The sequence below is a fragment of the Streptomyces sp. NPDC051452 genome, from assembly GCF_044454765.1.
Classification (GTDB): Bacteria; Actinomycetota; Actinomycetes; order Streptomycetales; family Streptomycetaceae; genus Streptomyces.
On sequence record NZ_JBITEB010000025.1, the window covers coordinates 48,075 to 62,669 of the forward strand.

The following is a 14,595-nucleotide window of genomic DNA, read 5'->3' on the forward strand; positions in this document are numbered from 1 at the left end:
CCGATGGCCTTCGCACACTCCGTTTCCGCTTAGGCTTGCCGGCGGCCCGCGCCGCGCTCGGTGGCTGCGGGAGGTCGAGGAGGTGGAAGGCCGATGCCCGAGCAGGCTTCGGCATCCGAGGACGGCGCTACTGCCAAGCGCCTGCATCTGGTGCCCGACGACGTTGTCGAGGTCGGCCGGATGGAGGCGCTGCGCCGCTACGACATCCTCGACACCCCGCCCGACGGCGCGTTCGACCGGGTGGCTGCGCTGGCAGCCCGCTTGTTCGACGTCCCCGTGGCGACGGTGACGATCGTGGACGAGGACCGGATCTGGTTCAAGGCCGCGCACGGCCTGGACGGGGTCAACGAGATCGGCCGCGACCCGGGCCTGTGCGGCTCCGCGGTCCTGCGGGACGATGCGCTGGTCATTCCCGACACCCTGGTCGACGACGTCGCCTGCGGCAACCCGCTGGTCACCGGTCCGCTCGGTGTGCGGTTCTACGCCGCCGCGCCCATCACCACGACGGAGGGCTACAAGCTGGGCACGGTCAACGTGCTGGACACCAAGCCCCGCTCCATCACCTCCGAACAGACTGCCACCCTGACCGATCTGGCGGCGATCGTGATGGACGAGATGGAGCTGCGCCTGTCCGCGCTGCGCACCGTGCGCCAGGAGCAACGGGCCGCGGAGGCCGAGCGGGCGGCCCGGGAGCAGGCGGAGAGGGACAAGGCGGCGATCGCCTCCTTCGCCTCCACCTTGCAGCGCACTCTGCTGCCGCCGGCGCTGCCGACGGTGCCCGGCCTGGAGCTGGCCTGTCACTACCACACCGCGTCCGTGCACGAAGTCGGCGGCGACTTCTACGACGTCTTTCCCCTGCCCGCCGGGAGGTGGGGATTGTTCCTGGGGGACGTGTGCGGCAAGGGCGCCGAGGCGGCCACTATCACCTCCTTGGCCCGCTACACCCTGCGGGCCTCCGCCCAGCACACGGACGATCCCGTCGTGGTACTTGAGGCCCTGAACAGCGCCCTGCTGGCCGATGTGTGGGCGGGCAGCCGGTTCTGCACAGCTTTCTTCGCCACCCTCACCCCTGATGCGGCCGGGGGCTTCACCGTGATGCTGGCCACCGGTGGGCATCCCCCGGCCTACCACCTCAGCCCCGCCCCGCCCGAGGCCGGGCCCGCCACGCGCACACGGGTGGAAGCGGTCCGCCCCAAGGGGGGCATGCTCATCGGGGCCTTCCCCGGCGCCCGCTTCGCCTCCACCACCCTCCACCTCGCCCCAGGCCAGGCCCTGCTCCTCTACACCGACGGCCTGACCGAGGCACACACCAGCACCGGCACCATGCTCGGTGACGAGGGCCTGACAGCCTTCCTCACCGCTCGTCCCTCCTCGTGTGGGGCGGCGCAGTTGGTCCAGGACACCGTCGGTTTGCTGGACGCCCTGCCCGAGGGCGCCAGTGACGACGTGGCCCTGCTGGCTCTGTCGGTTCCCGCTCCCGACCAGGCCGCCGCCGCGACGGGGGCCGGTTTCACCGCCCACACCACCGCCGCGCCCGCCGGCGGGGAGCACTGACCGCCATGACCGACGACATCGAGCTGACCCTGACCGCCACCCCCGGTCCCGCAGCGGTCGCCACCGTCACCGGCGAGATCGACCTGCACACCGCACCGTCCCTGCGCACCCGCGCGCTGGAGCTGATCAACCAGGGCCACCAGCACCTCATCCTCGATCTGTCAGGTGTGGGCTACTGCGACTCCGCCGGCCTCAGCGCACTGATCGGCATCTGGCACGGCGCCCAGGACGCCGGCGGCTCCCTGACCCTGGCGGCCATCCCCGACCGGCTGATGCGCATGCTCACCCTTACCGGAGTGGACAGCTTCGTACCCCACCACCCGAGCACCGCCGACGCGCTCAGCGCCCACCAGCGCGCCCACGACGCCGCCTGAACCGCTCCGTCGCCAGCCCCTCGCCTCGCCCCTCGGGCGGCAAGGGCGGAGCGCGGTGGCACAACGAGCGGCCAGGCGCCTGGGGTGCGGTTCAGTCTTCGGCGTGCTCGTCGGCGTCCGGGTCGCGCGGCGGCGCGCGCCATCGTCGGCCTGGGACCGAGCGCGGATGCTGTAGCGGCCCAGCACGAAAAGGTCCGCCACAGTAAATCCGGAAATCCGGTATTTACCGCGGCACCACCCTGCGAACCGTCAGGATGGCAGGAGTCGGCGTGAACGTCCCCAGCCGCGTACGGTTGAACGGGGCCAGTTTCCTACGCGCTGAGGACCGGTGGTGGGCACTCTGCTGCTTGGTCGATGCGGCTGCACACCGGCAGGTGCCCTTCCGGCATGCCATGATGCGGTGCGTTGTGTCCGTACCGCCGGTCCCGGGTGATGTCGTCGGACCGCACCACGCCGACCCCCCGGAACGTCTGCTCGAAGACCTGGGTATTACGCGGCATGGGGAACCTGTCGAAGGCAGACCGATCGACACCGGAGATCACATAGAGCAGGTACGACTCGCCGGTCTCGCCCAGGACGTTGTAGAAGAAGGCGCCGAACGCCGCCCCCGCCAGGCGGGTGGCGGTCGACCGCGTGCTGGACCAGTGCGTCGAGATGGAGTTCCGCAGCCAGGGTGCTCCCCACCTCCTGGAGCAGCTCGACGATCGCCGCCTCCTCACGGAGTTCACGCTCCCGCTGCTCCAGCTCCCTTTGGGATCGCTGCAAGTCTGTCGTGGCGGAGCGCAGCTGGGCCACGACAGTCTGCAGGTGCCCGGCCCGCTGTTCGACCAGATGCTCCATGCTCTCCAGGGCGGAGCGAGCCGCGTCCGCCTGCATGGTGGGCGACGGCTGCCCGGCGGACAGAAGTGCCAGGCGCGTGCTGCCGGCGACGGTGCGGAACAGCGTGACGACCTCGGTGGACAGTGGGATACGGCAGAACAGCACCACCGCGAACCGCTCGCCCGGCGACAAGGTGCCCCCGAAGACGAGTGCGGAACGGACATCCTGTCCCGGCAGGAGTTCCTCCAGGCCGTCCAGCTGGCTGCCGGGCAGGTGCACGACGTCGACGTCGCTTACCGGGGCCACTGCGCCGTTCGTGTCCTCGGCCGTGATTCCCAGGCGTTCCAGCAGCCGGCACACCGAGAATGCCTTCTCGAAGGTGCCGGGCGACAGCGACGGCACGCCCGGCGGGCTGGAACCCTCCGTGCCGGGCGAGTGGTTGCGGGCCGCGGAACCCGGCGAGAAACATGCGCCGCCCTGGACGCTCGGACACCTCGGCGACGGCCTTCCAGGGCTCACTGAGGAAAGCGCCTACCGCAGCACACGCGCGCCCGCCGCGCCCATCTACCAGACTGTCGTAGAAGAAATCGGGGATCGCTTGCGCCGCCGCGTCCTGGGAGGGCGCACGGCTGACGGCCGTCCTCAAGCGGCCAGCACAGCGGGCGGTTTCGCTGAGCCCGAAGGCCGACAGATCGAACCGGACGTCCTGCTTGCTGAGCACACCTCGATACCTGAAGAGGGAGGCGCCTTGGAGGAGCACCGGGACCACGGGCATCAAGGTTAGCCGCCGGCCGATTCCCGATCGCCCTGATCCACCCTGGCGTCCCAGCACCCGGTCGTCCCGTGTGGATGCGAGAGCTCCCCGGCTCACTGCCTTCCGTTGCGCTCCCCTGGCGCCGCGGTAGGGGCCCCGGACGTCGCTGGGGGCACGTCGGCACGGCTATCTCCACTGCACGGTCGGGGCGCAGCCGTCGTCTTCGCCCACCGGCGGATCGAGACAGCTGAGTAACCCCAGAACGGCCGCATCCCATGAACGTGACGTGGATCTGGTGCGGTTGGCAGGGCGTGCCAGATGACCGTGCAGCGTCCTGGCGGCCCGCGCCCGACGCGCAGGCTCAGCCGGTCGGGCCGGGCTCGAAGGCCGGGACGTCGGCCCTACCAGCTCGGGCCCGACGAGCGGGCCCTGCTCGGCGTCCGCTTCCCCGTCTATCGCTGCGACGGAGCGGTGGGGGACTTGGTCGTCATGGCTTCGCTATCGACCGTGTCGCGCATCGTGCCGCCCGCCACCTCGCCATGCCGGCCGAGGAGGGCTTCACAGGCCGCGTCCGCGGTGTCGAATATTCGGCAGGTCATGCCGATCCCGGTCAGGTCGAGCACACGTCGCACTACTTGGCTGGGCGCGGCCAAGGATACGGATCCGTTGATTTTCCGCACCTCGTTGACGGTCTGTACGATGACACGTAGCCCGGAAGAGTCCATGAACGGCACGTCCGCCAGGTCCAGCACCAGGTGACGTCGTCCGTGCACCACCTGGCCGGCCAACTGGTGCTGAAGGACGAGGCCGGTGTCAGCGTCGAGCTCTCCACAGACGGTCATGATCGCGGCATCGGAGCTGATCACGGCCACCTCGACGCCCAGACCTACTGCTTCACTCACATGTTCTCCTCGGACGGGCTTCACTGGGCAGCAGCTCAGCTACCCCGTCCGGCGGCGTTCATCCGCGCGGGACGCGGTTTCCGTAGGGCGACCGGCGGCCCTCACCGTTCCAGGCTGTCCGCGCAGGGCTGGCGTCGGTCCTCGGGTACCGATGACCGACGCCGTCGAAGACGGCACCGCCAGCCCCGCGTTGCTGTGCGCCACCAGCACCAGCGGCCGGTTCTGCGAGACGTCGACGACCCCCTCCCGGACAGCCGCCGCCCGACCGGCCACACTGCGAACGATCCTGGTCGCCGACGATCTGGAAGCGGCACTGGCCGGTGCGGTCACCGCTCTGAGCGAGCACAGCGCCCAAGCGGCCTACGCGGCGCTGCGCGGTCGCATTCCCTGGCTCGGGCCGTCCTTCTTCACCAAGTTCCTCTACTTTGCCGGCAAGACAGTGCCGCCGGCGAACGACCCCGAGCCGCTCGTCCTCGACCGCGTCCTGGCCCGGCGCATGCGATCCCTGGCCTCACAGGTCGGCCGGGAAACGGGCCACGACCCCGACGGCTCGATCGCCCGCCGGGTCTGGAGGGACCAGGACTGGTCACCCCACCGCTACCAGGTCTACCTCTCGTTCCTGCACGCCGCCGCCCACCAGGCGGCGTCCACCGACGGCTGGCCGTCCGATGCCTCACTCGACCTGCTCGAATACGCACTGTTCAACACCGCGTGGATGTACGCCTCCCCGTCCGGCCACCTGCCCGCATAGGCGTACGACAGCGGTTCCCGGTGCGGCCTGGCAGGTGTTCCGGCGCGGTTCGGTAATCGGGTTGAACCCACTGGTGAGGCAGGAGACTTGCGCGGTGTTCGTAGAGCTGTCACCCCGCGATTTGACCTGGGATGAGGTCGACCCCGCCCGTCATCCGTTCGCCAGCGAGACGGCGGCACGGGTGCTCAGATCGCTCGAGCCGGCCAGGCGGGTACCCAGGCGCCCCGATCTACCGTCGGGTGACCCGGTCCTGAGCGAGTGGGGATGGGAGGAGGCCAGGCCCTGGTCCGACGCCATGACCCACGCACTGGCCAAGCACTACGGCCGCTGGATCGCCGGCTGGCGCTGGGCGCACGACGAAGGGGACTTCGACGGAGGACCGGTCGGCAACTGGTGCCGCCCCCAGAACTCGGTCACCACCCCGGACGAAATCCACGACCGGGTGACCGCCGCACTACGGGAGTGGCGAGAGTGGCTGGAAGAACTGGCTGCACGGTTCGAGGCCTACCCACTGGACCTGGCCGGTATCGACGACCAGCGGATCCTGTGGGACCGCACCGCCCGCAACCTCATCCTGCACGTCACCGACCGCACCGGCTGCGGCAGCGGCTGGTACAGCCACTGCCACCAGGTACTGAGCTGGTTCCTCAGCCGCTGGGGCGTCCCGGCCGACGCCGCCGAGCACCTCGTGGAGCAGGCGATCGGCGGCCGATTCAAGCTGGACCGGCCCCGACCCGGTGCTGGTCGAGGACATCGCCGAACGCATCGCGGCCGGCGTACGGCCCGACGGGGTCGCCCCGGCCGCCCAGTCGCCGCTGCCCGACCACCTGAAGCGCTGGCCCGCCGTGCGGGACACTGTGCCGTGGCATGAGGCCGCCGACAGCACCAAGGACGCACCGGTGACACCAGTGCACGACGGAATGGCGGAGGAGATCCGCACCTTCGACGCCATGCTGGACCCCGCCCGCGGACAGGGCCTGCTCACCGCCCTGGACCTGATGCGGGCCGACGCCGCGGCAGCGGGACCGCGGGCGACGGTCCACCGCATCCTCACCACCATGCTGATCCACCGTTCCGACGACGACGTCGCCCCGCTCGGCGTTCGCCGGGGCGGGGTGGGGTGAACCGAACCCAGATCCTGCGTGCAGGCACCATCGTGCACGGCAAGCGGCGGCGGAAGACTCGTGAGGGTCGGGTCCACCGCTCGCTCCCAGGGAGACGCTCATGACCACCGCGCCTGTAGGCACCACACCCACAGCCCTCCGTGGCATCCGCCGCGTGGTGCGCGAGCCGTTCACGGCAGCGGCCTGGCGCAGAGCCGCCTACGCCGTGCTCGCCTTTCCCCTATGCCTCCTGTGCATCCCCCTGGCACTGGTCGGCGGGCCGGCCGGGCGCGTGCAGCGGGCCCTCGTCCGCCGCCTCCTCGGTGTCGAACTGCGCGGGCACCGACGGGGCCTGGCCCATGCGCTGCTGGCCACCCCGGTGAACGTCCTGGTCATGATGGTCACCCTCTACGGCTGGTCGATCGTGCCCATGAACTTCGGCTGGCCCCTGCGGGCCGGCTCCGACTACTCCACGGCCTGGGGCGGCCCGACGTACATCGGCGCCTACGCCTTCCACGCGGTCTTCGGGGGCCTGGGGTTCCTGCTGCTCATGCCCTGGCTGGGCCGGGCGATGGCCGCCCTCCAGCTCCGCATCGCCCGGCGGCTCCTGCTGCCCTGACCCTGTGTGCCCCTCCCGGCCGGTTGCCGTGCACCACGGCGCAGGGAGGATGAAGACCGCGACGAGACATAGGTTCTCCCCATGCAGCGTCTCCGCTCCCTCGCCGTCACGACCTTCGGCCGGCCTGCCCTGGCTGCCCTGCTGTACGGACTGCTCGCCTTCCCGCTCGCGATCGTGACCGGCTGGTTCACCCTCGCCGGACTCGCGTTCGGCTGCCTGTTGTCGGTCACCCCGCTGGGCGCGTGGCTGCTGGCCGGCACCGTGCGCATGGCGATGGCGTTCGGCGGACTGCACCGCGCACTGGCGGCCCGGTTGTTGGGTCTGACCATCGCTCCCCCCTCCCCCTGCACCGCCCGCGGCGGCGCCCTCGCCTGGCCGCGCAGCGTCCTGGGCCGTCGTGCGGGCTGGAAATCCGTGGGCTGCGCGCTGCTGGCTCCGTTCACCACCGTGCTCGCCTACGTCGCGGCGGCCGTCGGCTATGTCTACGGCGCCCTGTTCACCCTGCACCCGCTCGTCCAGCACGTGAACCAGCACACCGTCCACCACGCCGACGGTTCGGTCAGCCAGGTCTCCTTGCAGGTCCTCGGAGTGCAGCTCGACACCTGGCCGCGCTGGCTGCTGCCCGTCACCGCCGGACTGCTGCTCCTGATCGCCGCACCGCACCTGGTGCGTCACGCCCTCGCTCCGCACCGGGCCCTCCTCACCTCCCTGCTCGGACCCGATGCCGCCGACCGCCGCATCCGCGCCCTCGAAGAGACCCGCGCCCAGGCGGTCGACGACGCGGCCGCGACCCTGCGCCGCATCGAACGGGACCTGCACGACGGCACACAGGCCCGGCTGGTGAGCCTCGGCATGCACCTCACCGTCATCCGGGAACTGGTCGGTGCGGGCGCCGACCCCGACCGCGTCCTCGCGGCCGTCGACACCGCCCGCTCGGGTGCCACGCAGGCCATCGCCGACCTGCGCCACCTGGTCAAAGGCATCCACCCGCCCGTCCTCGACGAAGGGCTCGAAGCGGCCCTGACGACCCTGGCCGCGGACAGCGCCCTCCCCGTCGTCCTGGACATCCGCATCCCCACCCGTCCCAGCCCGGCGCTGGAGACCATCACCTACTTCTGCGCCGCCGAACTCCTCGCCAACGCCACGAAGCACAGCGGTGCCGAGGAGGTCCGGCTGACCGTCACCGCACGCGACGGAACGCTCCGCCTGAGCGTCGCCGACGACGGCCGGGGCGGCGCGGCGGTGGGCGCCGGCTCCGGACTCACCGGCCTGCTGGCCCGCGTCCGCCCGGTGGACGGCACACTGACCTGCGACAGTCCGCCCGGGGGGCCTACGGTGGTCACCATCGAACTGCCACTGTGAGACGGGACGAAAATGCGCGTCGTCATCGCCGAGGACTCAGCGCTCCTGCGCGACGGCCTGGTCCAACTCCTCGAATTGCGCGGTGTACAGGTGGCCGCGAGCGTCGGTGACGCCGAGGCGCTGCTGGCCGCCGTCCGCGAGCATGCGCCCGACGTCGCCGTCATCGACATCCGCCTGCCGCCCACCCAGACCGACGAAGGGGTACGGGCCGCCCTGCGGCTGCGCACGGAACGACCGGGCACCGGGGTCCTGCTGTTCTCCCAGTACGTGGAGACGGCGTACGCGGACCGTATGCTGAGCGAGCCGTCGGGGTTCGGGTATCTGCTCAAGGAACGGGTCGTCGACATCGGCGAGTTCGTGGCCGCCCTGGAGCGGATCGCGGCCGGCGGTACGGTGCTGGATCCGGAAGTGGTCGCCCAGTTGTTCGGGGCCGGCCGCCGGGCGAGGGCCCTCGACAGCCTTACGCCGCGCGAGCGGGAGGTGCTGGCTCTGATGGCCGAGGGCCGCACGAACCAGTCCATCGCCGCTGCGTTCACCGTTTCCGAACGTGCCGTGGAGAAGCACATCGCCAACATCTTCGCCAAGCTCGGCCTGCCCCCGTCGGAGACGGGCCACCGCCGGGTCCTGGCGGTCCTGCGGTACCTGGAGAGCACCCGGACCGCGTGACACCCACGGCCACCGTAGTCTTCGCAGTGCTGATCATCGTGCCGGTCTTCCTCGGCCGGTAAGGCGCGAGGGGCCCGTTCAGGCGTGTGGCCGGCCGGGCGCCGGTGCCTCGGTGCCGGGCCGTCCGGGGCGGAAGGTGCGGCGCGCGCCGATCGGTCCTCCACTCGGCCCTGCGGGACCTGGTTCTTGCCGTGACGGCCGTGGACATCACCGTGGTCGACGTCGCGGAGCCGGAGCCGTTGCTCCCACCCGGCGGTGGTCCGTCATGACCGCAATCCGCACGACCGCCCTCCTCGGTGTCGCGGCCGAGGCAGCCATGGCAGTTCCCGGCGTCGCGAGCCGGAAGCCCCGCCTCCCGAGGCCTCGCGGCAGCCGCCGCGCGTCACCGTCGAACTCACCGTGACCCCAATCGCCACCTGGCACGACGGGGCGTGAGTCCAGCCACGCGCTCCTCTCGGCAGCGGCCGGCCCCCAGGAGTAACCGGTAACAGCCACCCCCTCCCCACTCACCCGCAGCCATTTCACCCCCAGCCTCATGAGACGGTGGAACCCGGCTGCGGCTCGCCGAGGCCGCACGACCAGGTCGTCCTGTGGCCGATTCCCGGTCGAGACCGGCCACAGGACACCCAAGCGTCAGAGCTCCCGCGTCAGCTGACGTCCTTGCAGGGCAGTCCGACGGAGGTGTACGTGCCGCCCGAGAGCTCCCACCCCTCGGCACAGGTCTGGCCTGTACCCCGGCCGGACCCCACGGCGCCGGGGTAGTCGCTGTCCTGGCCGTTGACCCTCATGTTGGGGCCCCACACGTTGATGTGGCCGTAGAACCGATTGGTGCCGCTGTAGTAGCCGCGGGTCGTGTACCCGGAGGCGTTGCCCGTCACGCTGATGCACACCTTGTGGTTGCACCCGCGCGCATCCTTCATCTGTGCCTCGCTGCCGACGCGCAAACACACGTCCTTCGCGCAGGTCCAGCTCGCCTCGGCCGCACGAGCCGTCTCCGTTGCTCCGGCGGCCGCGGCACTTCCTGCAATCAGGCCGAACACCGCTGCTGCGACAAGTACCGAACGCATCAAGCCTCCTGTGTGAGGGGTTCCGGGCCCGGGCCGTCCCCGTGCCTCGTCACAGGGATAGCCGGAAATCTTTGTTCGGTGTCCGGACAGCGGCGGTGAACAATCAACCGCCGAACATCACATGGTCGGTTTGCCCTCAAAGCCCGTCGGGCCGGAGACGGCTCGCGGGTGGGGGCGCCGAGGCGTCGCGCCGAACGGGGGCCGAAAATAAGCGCCCCTCCACCAGTGGCCTCCGCGGGCAACGACACTTGTCGCAGACCAGCTCGGATCGGGGGAAACATGCCGCGTAGAGAGTCACCGCTTCCTGAGGGCGACGGCCCGGTGGTGCGGTTCGCCGCAGAACTGCGGGCACTTCGCCAGGCCGCAGGTAGCCCCTCCTACCGCGATCTGGCGGCCCGCGCGCACTATTCGGTGGCGACTCTGTCGAGCGCTGCCGGGGGCCGGAAGCTGCCGTCCCTCGAGGTGACCCGGGGCTACGTCAGTGCCTGTGGTGGCGACCTGGAGCGCTGGGAGGCCCTCTGGCACAGAACGGCCGCCGGCCTGTCCGCCGAGGGGAAGGCGGCCGACGCCACCGCTCCGGCAGCGGCGCGGGACGACTCGCCCTACCCGGGACTCGCCTCCTTCGGCTCACGGCACAGCCGGTTCTTCTTCGGGCGCGAACGCGTGGTCGAGCAGCTGCGCGGACGGCTCACGGACCAGCGCTTCATCGCCCTCTTCGGCGCTTCGGGAGCCGGCAAGTCCTCGGTGCTGCACGCGGGTCTGTCACCACGCCTGCGGTCCGAAGGTCAGGTCGTGGTCACCCTCACACCAGGCGCACGGCCACTGGAGGAACTGGCGGTACGTCTGGCCGACCATGTGGCCACCACACCTGGCCATCTGCTGGAGGAGATGCGGGCGGACCCTGCCAATTTGCGCCTCGTCCTGCGCCAGATCGTCACCGGCGGGCCGGGGCGGGGCGAGGTGGTTCTGATCATCGACCAGTTCGAGGAACTCTTCACCCTCTGCCGCAGCGATGAGGAACGTGACCACTTCATCGACGTTCTCCTCCTGGCTGCCGGCGCCGACAGCCGTACCTCTCGCGTCGTCTTGGGGGTCCGGGCGGACTTCTACGCGCACTGCATCGAGCACGCCGACCTCGCCCGGACCATCGACGACGCGATGGTGACGCTCGGCCCCATGAACAGCGAGGAACTCCACCGGGCCATCTGCCGCCCCGCGGACGCGGTCGGCTGCCGAGTCGAGGGGCGACTGCTGGCCTACCTGATCGCCCAGGCCCAGGGCAACGCCGGGATGCTTCCACTTCTCTCCCACGCGCTCCTGGAAACCTGGAGGCACCGCCGGGGCACCCTGTTGACCATGGACGCCTGCCGGACCGCAGGCTCCATCGAGCACGCCTTGGCCCACACCGCTGAACGGTTTTACGAGGCCCTCAGCGCCCGGCAGAAGAAGGCGGCCCGGCACCTCTTCCTGCGGCTCGTCGCCGTCGGGGAGGGAGTCGAGGACACCAAGCGCCGGATCGGCCGCTGCGAATTGTCCCCCGACTCCGACACTACGGCGATCGTCGATCGCGCAGCCGCCGAGCGACTGATCACCGTCGACGGCCAGCACCTGGAACTGACGCACGAAGCCCTCATTCGCTGGTGGCCACGGCTCGGCGGATGGCTCGCGGAGGACCGTGAGGTCCTGCGCGCGCGTCGGCATCTGACGGAGGCGGCCACGACCTGGGCGCACCTGGAGCGGGACCCGGGCGCCCTGCTGCGAGGCGCCCGGCTGGAAGCGGCTCGTCCCCTGGCCGGGGCGAAGGAGGCCGGACTCACCACAGACGAGCGGGCGTTCCTCGAGGCGAGTCTGGCGGCGGAGAGTTCCGAGCTGGCGGCGGCAGCCCGGCGCAGGCTCCGACGGCGTCTGGTGATCGCCGCCTCGGCGGTGCTTCTCGTGGTGTCGATGACCACCTCCCTCCTCGCGGTGCAGGCCGACCGGGAGGTCACGGCCCAGCGCGACGAAGCCGTCGCCTACAACGCGAGCACGGCAGCGATCGGACTGTCGCGCAGGTCACCGGGCCTTGCCGCACAGATTGCTCTGGCTGCCTACCGGCTGAGGCCCGGCCGGTACAGCCGCGACGCGCTCCTCAGCACTCTGATGTCCACGTGGACCGCGCACCGGGCGGAGACGTTCGCCGTCGATGTCAGCCACGACGGCGCGGTCCTGGCAACGGGAGGCCGGGACCGAACCGTCCGGCTGTGGGACATGCGCGCTCCACGTGAACCCCGCGAGACCGCTGTGCTGACCGGTCACAAGGACGTCGTCTATGCGCTTGCCATGCACCCCAGTCGCCCCGTACTGGCCAGCGCCGGCGCCGACGGAACGCTCGCGCTGTGGGACATCGCCGACCCGCGCCGGCCGCGCCGGCTCTCGACACTGCGGACGCGTATGAAGACCGTCCGCGCCTTGGCCTTCAGCCCGGACGGGCAGACCCTGGTGAGCGCCGGGAGCGACGGGGACGTGGTGCTGTGGAACACCCGCTCCGTCAGGAAACCCGTCCGCGGCGTCAGCTTGCGCGGCCATCGGGACGAGGTCAGGTCGGTGGCCTTCAGCCCGGACGGACGACTGCTGGCAACCGCCGGAGGCGGTGACGAACGCGTCATCCTCTGGGACACGACGTCCCCGGAGCACCCTGTCGAGCGCGCCGACTGGCAAGCGCACGCCACGACCGCCCTCTCCGTCGCGTTCAACCCGCGCACCTCTGTCCTCGCCACGGCGGGCGGCGGAGACCGCCCCGTAAAGCTGTGGCGAGTCTCGAGGACGCACCGCCCGGTGATGCTCGCCGCGCTGGAAGGACCCACCGACGTGGTCGGCAATGTCGAGTTCAGCCCCGACGGCCGCATGCTGGGGGCGAGCAGCGACGACCGCACCGCCCGCATCTGGCGAGTCTCCTCACCCCGGCGGCCGCGGAAGTTGACCGTGCTCGTGGGCTTCACGACTGCGGTACTGGGCCTGAGGTTCTCTCCGGACGGAAGAGAGGTGGTCATCGGTGTGTTCGACGGATCCGCCCACACGCTGCCGACCGATTTCGGACGACTGGTCACCCATGCGTGCGCGTACGCCGGTCACCCCGTCACGCACGACCAGTGGCGGCAGTATCTCGGCGCGCTCCCCTACCGCCGGCCGTGCTGACGCGAGTGACCCTGCCTGAGGCGCATACGTGCCTCCGGCCGACTCAGCCAGGGCACGATCATTCCGGGCGGACGAATCCCGCGTCCGCCGCTCGGTCCTGCCGGCGGTGTCGGCGCCCCGGGCCGAGGGCCGTTGATGAGAGGCGAAGAGGCACAGCCATGCCGCCTTTAGCGGCACGCTGGGCCGCTCTTGGATTAGGTGTCGGAGGCGAACCCGCCGAGGCGGGCGTCAACCGGGTTCGCGGCGATTTGAGCCAACCTAGAGCACTTCCGACACACGCCCAAGCCGCTCGGCCTGGATGCATGCCGTGCCGGCGCTCCGGTGGTGTCGCGGTGGGCTAGGGCTTCGGCCGCCTGTCTGAGGCGTTGCCTTGGCTGCACGGCATCCCGGCCGCCTTCGAGGACATGCTCGCGGGCAAGGTTGGCCGGGCGCTGGTCGTCTTCTGACTCAGGACGCCTTCTCGGGTCGTGGCTCCCCGGCCGCGACCCGAGTCGTCCGGCCGGCGCGCGCCCGAGAGCGCGACACCGCCACACCCGCCAGGCACAACACCCCGCCCGTCATCGTGAGCACCCCGGGCACCTCGCCGAGCGCCAGCCACGACATCAGCACCACCAGCGCGGGCACCGCATACGTCGTCGCGCCCATCCGGCTCGCGGAGGTGCGGGCCAGGGCGTAGGCCCAGGTGGTGAAGGCCAGCGCGGTCGGGAAGACGCCCAGGTAGACCATGTTCAGGGTGGCCGAGAGGGGCGCGTGGGCGGCCTGGTGGACGAGCTCTCCGGCGAACGGCATACAAGCCACCGCACCGACCAGGCAGCCGAAGGTGGTCACCTGCAACGCGCTCGCCCGGCCCAGGGCGGGCTTCTGCGCGACGACACCGGAGGCGTACGCCACCGCCGCGAGCAGGCACAGCGCCACGCCGAGCAGCGAGGACCCGCCGCCGCCCGACATCGACATCCCCACGGTCACGGCGCCCGCGAACGACACGGCCATCCCCGCCAGCAGCCTCGGCGGCATCGGGTCCCCGAGCAGCCGGGCGCCCAGCAGGGCGATCAGCAGCGGTCCCACATTCACCACCAGCGCCGCGGTCCCCGCGTCCACCTGCTGCTCGCCCCAGTTCAGCACGACCATGTAGAAGCCGAACCAGAGCAGCCCGGAGAGCAGGATCCCGCGCCAGGCCGCTCTGGGCGGCAGCCCCTCCCGGCGTACGGCCCAGAGGACCCCCAGGGCGAGCGAGCCCGACGCCAGCCGCCCCAGTGCCAGCGCGCCGGGAGAGTAGGCGTCCCCGGCACTCCGGATCGACACGAAGGCGGAGGCCCACAGCACGACGGTGACGGCCGCCGCGCAGGTGGGGAGTATGTGGGGGCGGTTGCGCAGGACGTTCATCATGCTCCTGAGGTTAGGCAGCCCCCGTGAGCGGGGACCGGCGGAAATCGGACGAGGCGCAGGCGGG

13 protein-coding genes are annotated in these 14,595 nt (G+C 71.0%); 9 read left to right on the forward strand and 4 right to left on the reverse strand.

Annotation, left to right across the window (positions count from 1 at the left end; genetic code table 11):
• Positions 1-93: 93 nt before the first annotated feature.
• On the forward strand, positions 94-1,554 hold the full coding sequence (locus ACIBA9_RS36340; protein WP_399369812.1) for a PP2C family protein-serine/threonine phosphatase: 1,461 nt from the start codon (positions 94-96) through the stop codon (positions 1,552-1,554).
• 5 nt (positions 1,555-1,559) lie between these two features.
• A complete protein-coding gene (locus ACIBA9_RS36345; protein WP_399369814.1) occupies positions 1,560-1,928 on the forward strand; it encodes an STAS domain-containing protein in 369 nt (122 codons plus the stop codon).
• 489 nt (positions 1,929-2,417) lie between these two features.
• Here the strand turns inward: ACIBA9_RS36345 and ACIBA9_RS36350 are convergent, their stop codons facing one another.
• Together ACIBA9_RS36350 and ACIBA9_RS36355 are read right to left on the reverse strand one after the other, a co-directional pair.
• On the reverse strand, positions 2,418-3,149 hold the full coding sequence (locus ACIBA9_RS36350; RefSeq protein WP_399369816.1) for a hypothetical protein: 732 nt from the start codon (positions 3,147-3,149) through the stop codon (positions 2,418-2,420).
• Between the two features lie 804 nt (positions 3,150-3,953).
• Positions 3,954-4,403: an STAS domain-containing protein gene (locus ACIBA9_RS36355; protein ID WP_399369818.1), complete on the reverse strand. Its 450-nt coding sequence runs from the start codon at positions 4,401-4,403 to the stop codon at positions 3,954-3,956.
• Between the two features lie 151 nt (positions 4,404-4,554).
• On the opposite strand from ACIBA9_RS36355, the gene ACIBA9_RS36360 reads away from it, so the two are divergent.
• The 6 genes from ACIBA9_RS36360 (at position 4,555) to ACIBA9_RS36385 (ending at position 8,904) form a co-directional block, all read left to right on the forward strand.
• Positions 4,555-5,154 (forward strand): hypothetical protein, encoded by a 600-nt coding sequence (locus ACIBA9_RS36360; RefSeq protein ID WP_399369820.1) that lies wholly within the window; start codon positions 4,555-4,557, stop codon positions 5,152-5,154.
• A gap of 295 nt (positions 5,155-5,449) precedes the next feature.
• A complete protein-coding gene (locus ACIBA9_RS36365; protein ID WP_399369822.1) occupies positions 5,450-6,025 on the forward strand; it encodes a hypothetical protein in 576 nt (191 codons plus the stop codon).
• Positions 6,026-6,053: 28 nt separating this feature from the next.
• The gene (locus tag ACIBA9_RS36370; protein WP_399369824.1) at positions 6,054-6,278 is read left to right on the forward strand and encodes a hypothetical protein; all 225 of its coding nucleotides are present in this window, start codon (positions 6,054-6,056) and stop codon (positions 6,276-6,278) included.
• Positions 6,279-6,378: 100 nt separating this feature from the next.
• Positions 6,379-6,876: a hypothetical protein gene (locus tag ACIBA9_RS36375; RefSeq protein ID WP_399369826.1), complete on the forward strand. Its 498-nt coding sequence runs from the start codon at positions 6,379-6,381 to the stop codon at positions 6,874-6,876.
• Positions 6,877-6,957: 81 nt separating this feature from the next.
• Positions 6,958-8,238, forward strand: coding sequence for a sensor histidine kinase (locus tag ACIBA9_RS36380; RefSeq protein ID WP_399369828.1), 1,281 nt, complete (start codon positions 6,958-6,960; stop codon positions 8,236-8,238).
• Positions 8,239-8,250: 12 nt separating this feature from the next.
• Entirely contained in the window at positions 8,251-8,904 is a 654-nt protein-coding gene (locus ACIBA9_RS36385) for a response regulator transcription factor (RefSeq protein ID WP_399369830.1), read from the forward strand.
• 647 nt (positions 8,905-9,551) lie between these two features.
• On the opposite strand, the gene ACIBA9_RS36390 is transcribed toward ACIBA9_RS36385, so the two are convergent.
• A complete protein-coding gene (locus tag ACIBA9_RS36390; protein WP_399369832.1) occupies positions 9,552-9,971 on the reverse strand; it encodes a hypothetical protein in 420 nt (139 codons plus the stop codon).
• Between the two features lie 279 nt (positions 9,972-10,250).
• Between ACIBA9_RS36390 and ACIBA9_RS36395 the strand changes: the two genes are divergently transcribed.
• Positions 10,251-13,145, forward strand: coding sequence for a hypothetical protein (locus tag ACIBA9_RS36395; protein WP_399369834.1), 2,895 nt, complete (start codon positions 10,251-10,253; stop codon positions 13,143-13,145).
• Between the two features lie 447 nt (positions 13,146-13,592).
• On the opposite strand, the gene ACIBA9_RS36400 is transcribed toward ACIBA9_RS36395, so the two are convergent.
• Entirely contained in the window at positions 13,593-14,528 is a 936-nt protein-coding gene (locus tag ACIBA9_RS36400; protein ID WP_399369866.1) for a DMT family transporter, read from the reverse strand.
• Positions 14,529-14,595 lie beyond the last annotated feature (67 nt).